This is a genomic window from Dyella sp. NPDC103356, assembly GCF_055584465.1.
This window is the reverse complement of the sequence record NZ_JBVJLZ010000007.1, coordinates 58,953-72,163: the sequence shown is the minus strand read 5'-3', so window position 1 is coordinate 72,163 and position 13,211 is coordinate 58,953. Positions and strand designations below refer to the sequence as shown.

The following is a 13,211-nucleotide window of genomic DNA, read 5'->3' as shown; positions in this document are numbered from 1 at the left end:
ACTTGTCCGATCTCACGCTCGAGCAACGTCTGACCGAGTTGGAGGTGAAACTCACCTTCATCGACGACACGGTCAACGCCCTGGCAGCCGCCGATGCGGATCAGTCACAGCGTATTGCCGCGTTGGAGCGCATCATCCGCGATCTGCGTAGCGAGCTATCGACGATGCGCCTGTCGCAGGGGCACGATCCGCAAAGCGAACCGCCGCCCCCGCATTACTAAGTTTTCCTTTTCTTCCTGAGCGTTCTACGAGTTCAAGATCATGGCCGAATCCCTGCGCGATCAGCTGCTCAAAAGCGGCATCGTCAAACAGGTGCGCGAAGAGAAGCGCGCTTCGTCTCCGCCCGCCGGCAAGCCGCAAGGCAAGCCGCCGCATCAGGGCAAGCCCGCGCATCGTGGGCACGGTAAACCGCAGCAGCAAAACGCTCCGCGCAAGGATGGCGAGATCGATCTGGCCAAGGCGTATGCCGTGCGCGCGCAAACCGAAGCGGTCGAGCGCAAGCGTGCCGAACAGGAGGCCGCCGAGCAGGCGCGCCTGAAGCGCGAGCGCAAGCAGAAAATCGAAAAACTGATGCAGGACCAATCGTTGAACAAGGCCGACGCCGATCAGGCTCGCCATTTCGAATACGGCGGCAAAATCCGGCGTGTCTACCTCGATGCCGCACAACTTGTCGCGATCAACACGGGCGAACTCGGCGTGGTGCAGCAGAACGGTCGCTATTTTGTCGTGACGCGCGCGATCGCCGAGCAAGTGCGCGACATCGATGCGCATATGGTCGCCTTGCTGATCGACCCCAGTGCTGGCGGTGTCGGTGAAGATGGCGTGCCGGATGATTTGATGTGGTGAGGTGGTAGGGCGGATTTGCAGTGAGGAGTTGATAGGAGTGAGTGGTAAGTAAGAGCGCGCTCCCACATGCCTTACTCATTTCTACCTGTTCGTCATTCCGGCGCAGGCCGGAATCCATTCCTCAGCACATTCGCTTGCGAAATGTCGTCTGACGAGCGAACACTGAGCGAATGGATTCCGGCCTGTGCCGGAATGACGTAATAGGAGAGTTCGCGACAAGCATCAAAGATGCCGGGGCGCCGAAATGTGAGGAGGCCATGGGAGCCTCCTCAAAACCCAACGTCAAACATCCTCAAACTCAAACCCCGTCTTGGCCAACGCTGGATGCTCCCACCCACCCTTCGGTGCAAAGCGCTCGCCATAACGCTGCGCCAAGCGCTCGAGCTTCCCGCGCACAACACCAACACCTTCACTGCGCAGATATTGAATTGGACCACCCCGGAACGGCGCAAACCCCGTACCGAAGATCACGCCCGCATCGAGCAGGTCGGCATCATCGACCACGCCATCGCCCAGGCAGGCAACGGCTTCGTTGACCATCGGCAGAATCATGCGGTCCTGCAGATCGGCTGGCACAACGTAATCAGGGTCGACTTCCGGTTTCTGCGGCTTGCCTTCGTGCCAGGTATAAAGCCCCTGGCCGTCCTTCTTGCCGCGTTTGCCGGCCTCAAGCTTGTCTTCCAGGCCCGCTGGTAATTCGAGCCCGAGGAAAGGTGCCAGTTCCTTGCCGACCGAGGCGCACACGTCCAGGCCGACGGTGTCGGCCAGTTCGATCGGGCCCATCGGCATGCCGAACTTCTTCGCTTCCTTGTCCAGCACCGGGCCAGGGATGCCTTCGTTGTACAGGCGCATGGCTTCGAGCAGATACGGCATCAGGATGCGGTTGACCAGAAAGCCGGGCGTGCCTTTCACCGCGATCGGCAGCTTGCCGATCGCTTTGCAAAAGGCGAGTGCGCGCTTTTCAAACGCTGGGTCGAGGCGGTCATGGCGCACCACTTCCACCAGCGGCATCTGCGCGACCGGATTGAAGAAGTGCAAGCCGAGGAAGTGCTCGGGCTTTTGCAGACCCTTGCTGAGTTCGGCAAGCGGGATGCTCGAGGTATTGCTGGCCAGGATTTCGTCGGCCTGGAATTGCGGTTCGATCGTCGCGTAGAGCGCTTCCTTGGCTTGCGCGTTTTCGAAGATGGCCTCGATGGCAAGGTCCGCTTCCTTGATGCCGTTGCCTTCGACATCGGCACGCAGACGGGCGATCGTGGACTGTACCTTGTCCGGATTCTTGAGCTTCTTCTCGTACAGCTCGCGCGCACGATCCAGCGCTGGCTGGATGAACTTCATTTCACGGTCCTGCAACGTGACGTTGAAGCCTTTGAAGGCGGCCCAGGCAGCGATATCTCCGCCCATGACGCCCGCGCCGACGACGTGCACATGCTCGATGCCGTGCTCGATGCCGCTGCCTTGCGATTTCAAACGCTCTTGCAGAAAGAACACGCGGATCAGGTTTTGCGCCGTCGGCGTCTGCGCCAGCTTGGCGACCGATTTGGCCTCCAGTTTCAGACGCTGGTTGATGCTGCTGCCGCCGCGACGCCATACGTCAATGGTGGCGAACGGCGCCGGATAGTGTTCCTTGCGTACCTTGGCGGCGGTCTGCTTGAGCACCATGGGCGCGAGTACCTGACGCACCGGCCAGATATTGGTCGCCCAGGCCTTGGCTCGCAGTGCGAAAGGACGAGCGTGCGGGCGGCGCAGCAGGCTGCGCGCTTCGGCCAATAGCTCGGCGGGAGGGGCCAGCCGGTCGACCAGGCCCAGGGCGAGGGCGCGCTTGGCCGACAGGGCACGGCCCGTCAGCATGATCGGCAGCGCTTCGGTCGCACCGATCAACCGCGGCAGGCGAGCGGTGCCGCCCCAACCGGGATGGATGCCCAGCATCACTTCGGGCAGGCCGATCCGGGTCTTCTCATCGTCGGCCGCCACACGCTGGCGGCAAGCCAGGATCAGCTCGGTGCCACCGCCCATGCAGGCGCCGTGGATGGCCGCGACGGTCGGGCAGGGCAGGCGCGCCAGGGCTTCATAGACGCGCTGGCCGTTCTCGATGTTTTCCAGCACGCTGCCATGCTGGGCGTACTTCACGAATTCCTTGATGTCGGCACCCACCGCAAAGCCAAAGGGCTTGGCCGAATGGATCAGCACGCCGGCAGGCTTTTCGATCGCCAGGCGTTCGACGATCTGACCCAGCTCGTCGAGCACGTCACGCGAGATCGCGTTGACATGGGCGTCGGCCCGGTCGAGGGAGAGGGTGACGATGCCGCTGTCGTCCAGGCTCGTCTTCCAATGGTTGAAGCGCAATCCTTCGAACATGGTGATAGGGGACGTGGCTTAGAAGCTGCTCACCATACCTTCCCGTAGCGATGATTGCGAGACGAGGGCGGGCACCGGAAACGGTTCTTTACCCGGGCCCGGGAGGCCGGGGCGAATCCGCGTTGTGCGCTACCGCATGAATCGGTTCGCAAAATGCCGCCAATCGATAGGAATGCGGCTTTAGCTATTGTGCTCGCTCCTGGAGTGCGCAATTTTACGCATCGAATGAATACTTCCTTGGCCACCCCCGCCGCACCCGTCGGCGCAGATATTTTCGAGCGCATCCTCGCTGCGTCCGGAGGGCTGCTTGCGCTCGATGGCGGGGATACCGATGCGTTGATCGACCAGTTCCGGGCCTTGGTGCGCCATTCCGGGCAGTCGGTTTATCTGTGGCTGCCCGAGACGGGGCTGGACAATCTTCGCGAAGCCCACGCTCGCGTGCCCGGTAGTCAGCGACTGGGGCAGGCGTTGCGCTTTGTACAGCAGAGCATCCATTTTGGCGTCTATCTGTTTCGGGGCATCCCCACGCCCCTGGCAGCCTCCGAACTGAGTCTGCTACGCCAGCTTGCCCGTAGCCAGACCGAACAGGTGCGTCGCGTCGTGTTGCTCGACGCGCCGAACGGGTTGCTCAATACCCTTGCCGACGTGCTGGTGCGCGTCGATTGCGCAGCCAAGCCGGAAGTCCGTCCGCGTCTGCGCGACGGGCGCTGGCTGCTTTAACGACACAACCTTATGGACAAGGCTGCCACCGGTGTTCTGATCATAGCCGCCCAGCGGGAGCTGCGTCGGGAGCTGTTCGATCTGTTCGACCACGAAGAACTGCATCCGGTGGTCTATTCGGCGCGCGATCTCACCCATGCCCGTCAGTTGCTGCAGGAACAGCCCAAGCTCGATCTGGCCGTGCTGGTTTGCGACGGCGACGCGCGGCACACGCGCCAGAACGTCGAAACGCTACGCCAATGGCCATCGTGCACGGCAACGCCGCTGCTGCTGATACTGACCGAAAGCTCGGGGTTGAAGCCCAGCGAGCTGCCTGCCGAAGTGGCCGACTGGCTTTACGCGTCGCAGATCGCCAACGAGCTGATCGGCCGCTGGCGGCGTCTTGCGCACCTGTCCGCACCGGTCGTGGCGCTGCCGACGGCGGCCGCGTCACCGGGCGATCGCGGCGACTATCGCTTTGCGTTCGACGAGGCCGATACCGAGTGGGTGGTAGTCGACCCGGTGCGCGAACGGATCATCGAGTCGAGCGTCGCCATGATTCGCCATAGCGGCTTGTCGTTGGCGCGGCTGTCCCGGCTGCCGATCGCCGAGCTGTTCCAGTTCGAACAGGCCGACCTCCACAAGCTGATCGGCGAAGGCTCCCGCCAATGGCATCGTTGCAAGCGTCTTTCGGCGAGCGGCAGCGACAGCGGCCAGGCCAATGCACGCAAGGTCAGGCACCAGGGGCGGGATGCGGTAGCGTTCTCGTTTCGCAGCGATCGCCCTGCCGCACGCGCGGAACCCGCATTGGATCTGCTCACGCGTCTGTTCAATTCGGGCGGCGGCGACGATGGCGTCGAAGCGGCCGCCAAACTGCTTTACGACGCTCTGGACCTGGATTACTTCGCATTATGGTCGGCGCGGCCGGAAGAAAGCAGCGCACCTACCCAGCTGTTGCAGCTATGGCGTGGCGAAAACCAGACCTGGCCCAGCCCTGGCCTGCAAAGCTCGCTGCGTCTGGTACTCAATGGCCAACCGATGCTGCATCAGGGCGATGCGCGCCGTCTGGCCGCGGTCGATCCGTTGCTCGAACAGCTCGCTCTTAATGGTTTTGCCGGTCTGCCCTTGCTCGACGAGCGGCGCAATGTGCTTGGTGCATTGCTCGTGGGCACGCATCATCCGTTCGGCAATATGGATATTCTCGGGCCGACCTTGCGCGTGGCTGCAACGCGTTTCGCGCATGCGCTGGAACTCAAGCGCACGCGAGAGCAGGGACGTGCCGAAGGCCTGCTCGATGCGCTGACAGGCTTGCCCAACCGGCTGCTGTTCAACGATCGCCTGGACATGATCATTCGCGAGGCGACCCGGACAGGCGAGTGCTTCGCCTTGCTATTCGTCGATCTGGATCGTTTCAAGACCATCAATGACACGCTCGGCCATGCCGTGGGCGATCAGGTGCTGATCACCGCGACCCAGCGCCTGCGGACCAGCGTGCGCGCGTCCGACACCGTGGCCCGTTACGCCGGTGATGAATTTGTGGTGGTGCTCCGGCACATCGTCAAGAACGAAGACGTGTTGCGTATCGCCGAGAAGATCGTGCAGGTCATGCAGGCGCCGCTGCGGATCGACGACGGCACCGAGTTACAGGTCACCACCTCCATCGGTGTCAGCTTCTATCCCGACGACGCCGACGACGCGGAAACCTTGCTCAAGCACGCCGATGAGGCGATGTACGCGGCCAAGAGCCTGGGTCGCAATAATTTCCAGATCTACGAAGTCAGCGCCGAACAGGCGCAGCAGCAGAATCTCGCGCTGAAATCGCGCCTGCGCCATGCCGAGAGCAACGGCGAGCTGCGCGTCTTCTTCCAGCCGCAGGTCGATGCCAAGACCGAGGACATCGTCGGCATGGAGGCGCTGGTCCGCTGGGAGCATCCGGAGCTGGGCTACATCGGCCCCGGTTTCTTCATCCCGCTGGCCGAGGAAACCGGGCTGATCATTTCGATCGGCGAGTGGGTGCTGCGCGCGGCCTGCCGGCTGGCTCAGGAGTGGGAGCGGAAATTCGGCTTGCGGCTACGCCTGGGCGTGAACCTGTCCGCCGTGCAGTTGATGCAACCCAACTTTCTCGATGTGGTCTCCTCGGTCTTGCAGGAAACCGGGCTCGATCCCGGCCTGCTGGAAATGGAGATCACTGAGAGCATCAGCATCAAGGCCGCGCCGAATCTGATGGAAAATCTGCACGGGTTGCACAAGCTCGGCTGCCGCATCGCGATCGACGATTTCGGTACGGGTGCGGCCTCGCTGGACTATCTACGCAAGTTGCCGGCGGACCGGATCAAGATCGACCAGAGCTTCGTGCGCAATATCGGCGTCGATCCGGACGACGAAGCAATCGTGCGTACCACCATCGAGATGGCTCACCGCCTCAAGCGTGGCGTCGTGGCCGAGGGGGTGGAGATCGAACAGCATCTGCAGTTCCTGCGCAACAACCACTGCGACGAATTGCAGGGCTATCTGTTCTGCCGCCCGCTGCCGGTGCCCACCTTTGAGAAACTGCTGTCCGAGCGCCAGCGTCTGATCGCCACCGCCGGCGATTGACTTGCCAGCCGCCTTAACGGCCCCATATCGATAATCTTAGGGGCTCGTACCGGTGCCATGCCGGGCGAGCGGGAAGCTGTCATAGGATGGGGCCGCATGATGAACGCCTTCGTGCTGAACTTAACCTCTGGATGCTTGTCTGATTTCATCGTTCTCATCCGGCGCACTTTATGCTTGTAACAGCGGTAACGAAGGAGACGGCCCGGATGGGCGAAAACGAACTGGATCGCGCGCTGGTCGAGCGAGTCCAAAGTGGGGACAAGCGGGCGTTTGACCTGTTGGTACGCAAGTACCAGCACAAGGTGATCGGCCTGATTTCGCGCTATGTGAACAACTATGCCGAGTGCGAGGACGTCGCTCAGGAGGCCTTTGTGCGCGCCTGGCGTGCCATCGGCTCGTTCCGCGGCGAGAGCGCGTTCTACACCTGGATGTACAAGATCGCGGTCAATACCGCCAAAAACCATCTGGTGGCGATGGGACGGCGTCCGCCGACCGACGATATCGCCGTCGAAGACGCCGTTTTCGTGCCCGGTGCCGACCGCATGCAGGAAAGCGCCACCCCCGAACGTGAATTAATGCGGCAGGAAATTGAACAAACCGTGTTTTCGACGGTCCAAGCCCTGCCAGAAGAACTGCGTACCGCCATTACCCTACGGGAAGTGGAGGGGCTCAGTTACGAAGAGATTGCCGAAGCCATGGATTGTCCGATAGGCACGGTGCGTTCGCGGATTTTCCGCGCTCGCGAGGCGATCGATGAAAAGCTGCGGCCGCTGCTGTCGGACCGCGAGGATCGTAAAAATGACTGAAGTCAATCGCGAAAACCTTTCTGCCGGAATGGACGGCCAGCTCTCCAAAGAGGAGCTGCGCTTTCTGCTGCGCCGGTTCGAATCCGATGCCTCGCTGTCCCAGGCCTGGGCGCGCTATCACCTCGCCCGCGATGGGCTGCGGCGCGAGCTGCCATCGGTAGCCTCCGAGGGCTTTGCCGCCCGGGTGATGCTGGCGATCGACCAGGACACAATGATTACGGTGGCCCCGCAAGGCCGTCGACGCTGGCTGCACTGGTCGGCTGGCGGCGCAATTGCCGCAAGCGTGGCCATCGCCGCGCTGCTGGTGACACAGCCGGCAGGTCAGGAAGGTAGCGATCGCGGCTCGCCGCTGGTGGCCGCCAACAACGGCGCAACCGTTTCGCCGGTGACGCAGGCGGTACCGACACACAACAATGCCGCTCCCGCGCAGGCGCCGGCTTGGCTCAATAGCTATGCCTCCCTTCCCTCGCAGCTGAGCGAACGGGCATCGGCCACGATCGATGCCAACGAAGGCCCGCTGTTCTACTCGCAGAGCGACAAGCTGTCGCCCTATCAGGTCCGCGGCTACCGCGTGGTCAACCATGGCAACGGCAGCTACCTGCTGATCAGTCCGGATCAGGCGGTGCCTCAGCAGTCCGTGCCGCAGGCCCGCGCCGTCGGTCAATGACGGCGGGGCGTCAGCCGCCACCCAGTAAGGCCACAAGGCCACGCGTTCGTCGTGGCCTTGTCTTGCAAGCTCCCTATCTTTTGTTGCCTCTAACGGTCCATGCCATGGGCTGCCTAGAGGCGTGTCTGAAAACAGGAGGAACATCAGCATGAGTGGATTTATCTTGCGCACGGCGGCTTGCTGCGCCCTGGTCGGGCTGGCATCCATCGGCAGTGTGCAGGCGCAAAATGCCCCTGCGACAACAGGCAGCCTGCCGGATTTCACCGGCATCGTGCAGCAGAACGCGTCGGCCGTCGTGCATGTCGAGGCTAAATACAGCGGTAAGCGCGCTAACAAAACCGTGCGTCGGGGGCAGCAACAGGGGCCCGATTCCGACAGTCCCGATGGCGACGATCCGAACGATATCCTGCGCCGCTTCTTCGGCATGCCGATGATGCCTTCGCCCGAAGAGCAGGCGCGCACGTCGCTGGGTTCGGGCTTCATCATCTCGCACGATGGCTACATCATTACCAATACGCACGTAGTGGACGACGCGGACACCGTCAGCGTGCGCCTGCAGGATCGCCGCACGTTGACCGCCAAGGTCGTCGGCAGCGATCCGCAATACGACATCGCGCTATTGAAGGTCGATGCCGGCGGTAGCCTGCCGGCGGTGAGCATCGGTGATTCACGCGCGTTGAAGCCGGGGCAATGGGTGCTGGCGATCGGTTCGCCGTTCGGCTTCGACTACACCGTGACCCAAGGCATCGTCAGTGCGATCGGCCGCAACCTTGGTGGCCAGGACCAGCCGTATACCTCGTTCATCCAGACCGACGTGCCGATCAATCGGGGCAATTCCGGCGGTCCGCTGTTCAATCTGCAAGGCCAGGTGGTCGGCGTGAACTCGCAGATCTACTCCAATACCGGCGGTTATCTTGGCGTGGCGTTCTCGATCCCGATCGACGTGGCGATGAGCGCGGTCAAGCAGATCAAGGAACATGGTTATGTATCACGCGGCATGCTGGGCGTGACCGTGCAGCCGTTGACCGACGAGATGGTCAAGGCACTCAAGCTACCTGATGCCAATGGCGCCATGGTTGCCGATGTGAGCAAGGACAGCGGGGCCGAGAAGGCCGGCATCCATCCGGGTGATGTCGTGCTGGCATTCAACGGCCAACGCGTCAATCAGGCCTCGGACCTGCCGCCTTTGGTCGGCATGACGCCGCCTGGCACCAAGGCGACCCTGCAGATTCTGCGCAACGGCAAGAAAGAGGATGTCCCGGTTGCGGTTGGCGAACTGCCGCGCGACAAGAACGCCGCCTTGGCGAGCAAGGGCGGTAGCGAGCAGCCCGGTGCGCGTGCCGGTTCGTCCCTTTTGGGGCTGACCGTGCAGGAGATCGACAGCGCCACCCGTAAGCAGCTGGGCCTGAAGGCCGGCGAGGGCGTGGTCGTGGCCAATGTCACTGGGCGCGTGGCTGCCCAGGCCGGTTTGCGCCAGGGTGACGTGATCCTGCGGGTCAATCAGACTCCGGTTACCAGTGCCGCCTCGTTCCGTGAGGCCACCAAGGACGTGAAGGCAGGTGGCACTGTGTTGTTGCTGGTGCGCCGTGACGATCGCAGTTCGTTTATCGGGCTGACGGTGCCGGGCGACAAGGACGGCGAGTAAGGGCGGTAGGCCCGCTTCGCATCGTCCCGAGCTTCCCCCTCACCCCAACCCGCTCCCCCGGCAAAGCCAGGGGAGCGGGTTGGGGTGAGGGGGGCTTTAAGTACTGAGGCTCAACCTCGCTGACTACGCATTCATACAGCGGCGACCGGCAACCCGGCCCCCACCCGTTCCATGCGATAATGCCCAGTTCGTGCCGCCATCGGGGGGGCGCGCTGCCGGCGTACTGCGTTCGGTGGAACACCGTATACAGCGTAGTCCATGGATCTGATCCGCAATTTTTCCATCATCGCCCATATCGATCACGGCAAGTCCACGCTGGCGGATCGCATCATCCAAATCTGCGGCGGTCTGACCGAACGCGAGATGGAGGCGCAGGTACTCGACAATAATCCGATCGAGCGCGAGCGCGGCATTACCATCAAGGCGCAGTCCGTGTCGTTGCCGTACAAGGCGCGCGACGGCAAGACCTACCAGCTCAACTTTATCGACACGCCCGGGCACGTCGACTTCTCCTACGAGGTCAGCCGCTCGCTGGCTGCGTGCGAAGGCGCGCTGCTGGTGGTGGATGCGGCGCAGGGCGTCGAGGCCCAGTCCGTCGCCAACTGCTACACCGCGGTGGAGCAGGGCCTGGAAGTGGTGCCGGTGCTCAACAAGATCGACCTGCCGACCGCCGACATCGAAAAGGTGAAGGGCGAGATCGAGGCGGTGATCGGCGTGGATGCCACCGATGCGGTGGCGGTCAGCGCCAAGACGGGCCTCAACGTGGTCGAGGTGCTCGAAGCGATCATCGCGCGCATTCCGCCGCCCAAGCCCGGCGACACCGATCGCCTGCAGGCCTTGATCATCGACTCCTGGTTCGACAATTACCTCGGCGTCGTGTCGCTGGTGCGTGTGATGCAGGGCGAGATCAAGCCGGGCGACAAGCTGCTGGTGATGTCCACCGGCCGTGCGCACGAAGTCAGCGAAGTGGGCGTGTTTACCCCCAAGCGCAAGAAGCTCGACAAGCTCGGTGCGGGCGAGGTGGGCTGGATCAACGCCTCGATCAAGGACGTGCACGGCGCGCCGGTCGGTGACACGCTGACCCTTGCGTCCAAGCCGGCGGCCAAGCCGCTGCCGGGCTTCCAGCAGATGCAGCCGCGCGTGTTCGCCGGCCTGTTCCCGGTCTCGGCCGACGACTATCCGGCGCTGCGCGAAGCGCTGGACAAGCTGCGCCTGAACGATGCCGCGCTGTTTTTCGAACCGGAAAGCTCCGAGGCGATGGGCTTCGGCTTCCGTTGCGGCTTCCTCGGCATGCTGCACATGGAAATCGTGCAGGAGCGCCTGGAGCGCGAATACGATCTGGACCTGATTACCACCGCACCGACGGTGGTCTACGAGGTCCTGAAAACCGACGGTTCGATCCTGCTGCTGGACAACCCGGCCAAGCTTCCGCCTTCGCAGGAAGTGACCGAGATTCGCGAGCCGATCATCGTCGCCAGCATCCTCACGCCGCCCGACTACATCGGCAACATCATCACGCTATGCGAAGAAAAGCGCGGCGTGCAGCGCTCGATCCAGTACCTGGCCACCCAGGTGCAGATCACCTATGAGCTACCGCTCGCCGAAGTGGTGCTGGATTTCTTCGATCGTCTGAAATCGGTGTCGCGCGGCTATGCCTCGATGGACTACCACTTCGAGCGTTTCGATGCCGGCCCGTTCGTGCGTACCGACGTGTTGATCAACGGCGATCGCGTCGATGCGTTGAGTCTTATCGTGCATCGCAGTCACGCCGACCGTCGCGGTCGCGACCTGGTCGAGCGCATGAAGGACCTGATCCCGCGTCAGCAGTTCGACGTGGCGATCCAGGCGGCGATCGGCGCGCAGGTGATTGCGCGTTCCACCGTGAAAGCCTTGCGCAAGAACGTTCTGGCCAAGTGCTATGGCGGTGACGTCAGTCGTAAGAAAAAGCTGTTGGAAAAGCAGAAAGAAGGCAAGAAGCGCATGAAACAGGTCGGTCGCGTGGAAATTCCACAGGAAGCCTTCCTTGCGGTGCTGAAGGTCGACAAATAAGCGGTAAACGGTAAACGGCAAATGGTCAACGGAGTCGACGCTTCTCTTGGCCACGGACCATTTACTATTGACCGCTCTACCAGGAGCTGTGCATGGATTTTGATTTTTCGGCGATATTGCTTGGCCTGACCGTTGCGTTCGGCGTGATCTGGCTGATCGATCGCCTGTTCTTCTACAAGGCGCGTAAGGCCAAGGCCGAAGCGGACGGTGCCACGGAAGTGCGCGAGCCGGTGCTGGTCGATTGGTCGCGTTCGCTGTTCCCGGTGGTGCTGGTGGTGCTGGTACTGCGCTCCTTCGTTGCCGAGCCGTTTCGCATTCCGTCCGGTTCGATGATGCCGACGCTGGATGTCGGCGACTTCATCCTGGTCAACAAGTTTTCCTATGGCCTGCGCATGCCGGCCTTCAACAACAAGTTTTTTGCCACCGGCGAACCCAAGCGCGGCGACGTGGTGGTGTTCCGCTTCCCGGGCTATCTGTGCCAGGACGGTGAAAAGATGGTGCGCAGCGGCGACATCACCTGCGCCAATCCGCATGCGCCGGTGGAAAGCCAGAACTGGATCAAGCGCGTGATCGGCTTGCCGGGCGACCGCATCGAGGTGCATGGCGATACGTTGCTGATCAACGACCAGCCTGTCGCGGCCGACCTGATCGGTCCGTACGCGGGCGACCCCAAGCAGCAGGAGTCGCGCCTGATGCTGGAAATGGGCGCCACGGTATGGAACGAGCACCTGGGCAATGTCACGCACAAGATCGCCCGCATGCCGGCCTACAACACCCCGCCGTCGATTCCCAACGACAAGGTGCCGTCCGAGGTGCCGCAGGGCTGCTACCTGGTGATGGGCGACAACCGGTACAACAGCACCGACAGCCGCTGGTGGGGCTGCATGCCGGAGCAGAACCTGGCTGGCAAGGCGTTTCTGGTCTGGCTGAATTTCGGCGACTTCAAGCGCGTAGGCACCCTCATTCATTGAGATTCAGGTACACCTGCGTAACGGAGTAGCCCTCGGGCTGCTCCAAACGCGATCCAGGGCACGTGACCTGCAGCCCGACTGCGGGCAGAATCGCACTCGCAAAGCCAAGGTGATCGGTATTTCCGTCACCTTGTGAGGCTGGCATAAAACGCACACGGGGTACGGCCGCCAACGCGGCGTAGCGAGGGGATTATGAAAAAGCAGTCGGGCATCACCCTGATCGGGTTTCTTGTCGTATTGATCGTGGTCGGTTTCTTCGGTTTCATGGCAATGAAGCTGATACCGTCCTATACGGAGTACATGGGCGTCTCCAAGGCGATGAACCAGGTCGCCAGTGCGGGCGTGGAAGGCAAGTCGCTGGATGAAGTACGCCGTGACCTGATCTTCAAGATGGGCTTCCAGTACGTGGACGACGCCACCGTCGGTCCCAAGGACATCACCCTTCAGCGCAGCGGCAATGCCGCCCAGCTCAAGGTGGCCTACGACAAGCGCATCCCGTTTCTTTACAACATCGACTTCCTGCTGCACTTTGAAAAAAGCGTAACCTTGCAGGGCAATGTCGGCGAATAACCGAGTTT

11 protein-coding genes are annotated in these 13,211 nt (G+C 62.2%); 10 read left to right on the top strand and 1 reads right to left on the bottom strand.

What is annotated here, in order from left to right:
• Positions 1-2: 2 nt before the first annotated feature.
• The gene (locus tag ACZ6WW_RS16835; RefSeq protein WP_281849410.1) at positions 3-221 is read left to right on the top strand and encodes a SlyX family protein; all 219 of its coding nucleotides are present in this window, start codon (positions 3-5) and stop codon (positions 219-221) included.
• Positions 222-261: 40 nt separating this feature from the next.
• Complete coding sequence (locus tag ACZ6WW_RS16830; protein ID WP_465275225.1) at positions 262-846, top strand: DUF2058 domain-containing protein; 585 nt, start codon at positions 262-264, stop codon at positions 844-846.
• 282 nt (positions 847-1,128) lie between these two features.
• Here ACZ6WW_RS16830 and ACZ6WW_RS16825 read toward each other — a convergent pair whose 3' ends face one another.
• The gene (locus ACZ6WW_RS16825) at positions 1,129-3,201 is read right to left on the bottom strand and encodes a 3-hydroxyacyl-CoA dehydrogenase NAD-binding domain-containing protein (RefSeq protein WP_465275224.1); all 2,073 of its coding nucleotides are present in this window, start codon (positions 3,199-3,201) and stop codon (positions 1,129-1,131) included.
• 237 nt (positions 3,202-3,438) lie between these two features.
• On the opposite strand from ACZ6WW_RS16825, the gene ACZ6WW_RS16820 reads away from it, so the two are divergent.
• The 8 genes from ACZ6WW_RS16820 to ACZ6WW_RS16785 all read left to right on the top strand — a co-directional run bounded on the left by ACZ6WW_RS16820 (position 3,439) and on the right by ACZ6WW_RS16785 (position 13,203).
• Positions 3,439-3,921 (top strand): hypothetical protein, encoded by a 483-nt coding sequence (locus ACZ6WW_RS16820; RefSeq protein ID WP_281849407.1) that lies wholly within the window; start codon positions 3,439-3,441, stop codon positions 3,919-3,921.
• A 12-nt stretch (positions 3,922-3,933) separates the two neighbouring features.
• Positions 3,934-6,495 carry a putative bifunctional diguanylate cyclase/phosphodiesterase gene (locus tag ACZ6WW_RS16815; protein ID WP_465275223.1) on the top strand — a complete coding sequence of 854 codons (2,562 nt, stop codon included), beginning with the start codon at positions 3,934-3,936 and terminating at the stop codon, positions 6,493-6,495.
• Positions 6,496-6,701: 206 nt separating this feature from the next.
• Positions 6,702-7,301: an RNA polymerase sigma factor RpoE gene (gene rpoE, locus ACZ6WW_RS16810; protein ID WP_281849405.1), complete on the top strand. Its 600-nt coding sequence runs from the start codon at positions 6,702-6,704 to the stop codon at positions 7,299-7,301.
• Positions 7,294-7,968: a sigma-E factor negative regulatory protein gene (locus ACZ6WW_RS16805; RefSeq protein WP_281849404.1), complete on the top strand. Its 675-nt coding sequence runs from the start codon at positions 7,294-7,296 to the stop codon at positions 7,966-7,968. The genes rpoE and ACZ6WW_RS16805 overlap by 8 nt, the downstream gene beginning before the upstream one ends.
• 148 nt (positions 7,969-8,116) lie before the next feature.
• Positions 8,117-9,613: a DegQ family serine endoprotease gene (locus ACZ6WW_RS16800; RefSeq protein ID WP_465275222.1), complete on the top strand. Its 1,497-nt coding sequence runs from the start codon at positions 8,117-8,119 to the stop codon at positions 9,611-9,613.
• A 258-nt stretch (positions 9,614-9,871) separates the two neighbouring features.
• On the top strand, positions 9,872-11,662 hold the full coding sequence (lepA, locus tag ACZ6WW_RS16795) for a translation elongation factor 4 (protein ID WP_465275221.1): 1,791 nt from the start codon (positions 9,872-9,874) through the stop codon (positions 11,660-11,662).
• Positions 11,663-11,754: 92 nt separating this feature from the next.
• Complete coding sequence (lepB, locus tag ACZ6WW_RS16790; RefSeq protein WP_281849401.1) at positions 11,755-12,633, top strand: signal peptidase I; 879 nt, start codon at positions 11,755-11,757, stop codon at positions 12,631-12,633.
• Between the two features lie 189 nt (positions 12,634-12,822).
• Positions 12,823-13,203 (top strand): DUF4845 domain-containing protein, encoded by a 381-nt coding sequence (locus ACZ6WW_RS16785; protein ID WP_281852926.1) that lies wholly within the window; start codon positions 12,823-12,825, stop codon positions 13,201-13,203.
• The last annotated feature ends 8 nt before the right edge of the window (positions 13,204-13,211 follow it).

Excerpts from the sequence above, each read along its gene's own strand:
- ACZ6WW_RS16830 (WP_465275225.1), top strand. The coding sequence starts at position 262 with ATGGCCGAATCCCTGCGCGATCAGCTGCTCAAAAGCGGCATCGTCAAA.
- ACZ6WW_RS16825 (WP_465275224.1), bottom strand. The coding sequence starts at position 3,201 with ATGTTCGAAGGATTGCGCTTCAACCATTGGAAGACGAGCCTGGACGAC.
- ACZ6WW_RS16815 (WP_465275223.1), top strand. The coding sequence starts at position 3,934 with ATGGACAAGGCTGCCACCGGTGTTCTGATCATAGCCGCCCAGCGGGAG.
- rpoE (WP_281849405.1), top strand. The coding sequence starts at position 6,702 with ATGGGCGAAAACGAACTGGATCGCGCGCTGGTCGAGCGAGTCCAAAGT.
- ACZ6WW_RS16805 (WP_281849404.1), top strand. The coding sequence starts at position 7,294 with ATGACTGAAGTCAATCGCGAAAACCTTTCTGCCGGAATGGACGGCCAG.
- ACZ6WW_RS16800 (WP_465275222.1), top strand. The coding sequence starts at position 8,117 with ATGAGTGGATTTATCTTGCGCACGGCGGCTTGCTGCGCCCTGGTCGGG.
- lepA (WP_465275221.1), top strand. The coding sequence starts at position 9,872 with ATGGATCTGATCCGCAATTTTTCCATCATCGCCCATATCGATCACGGC.
- lepB (WP_281849401.1), top strand. The coding sequence starts at position 11,755 with ATGGATTTTGATTTTTCGGCGATATTGCTTGGCCTGACCGTTGCGTTC.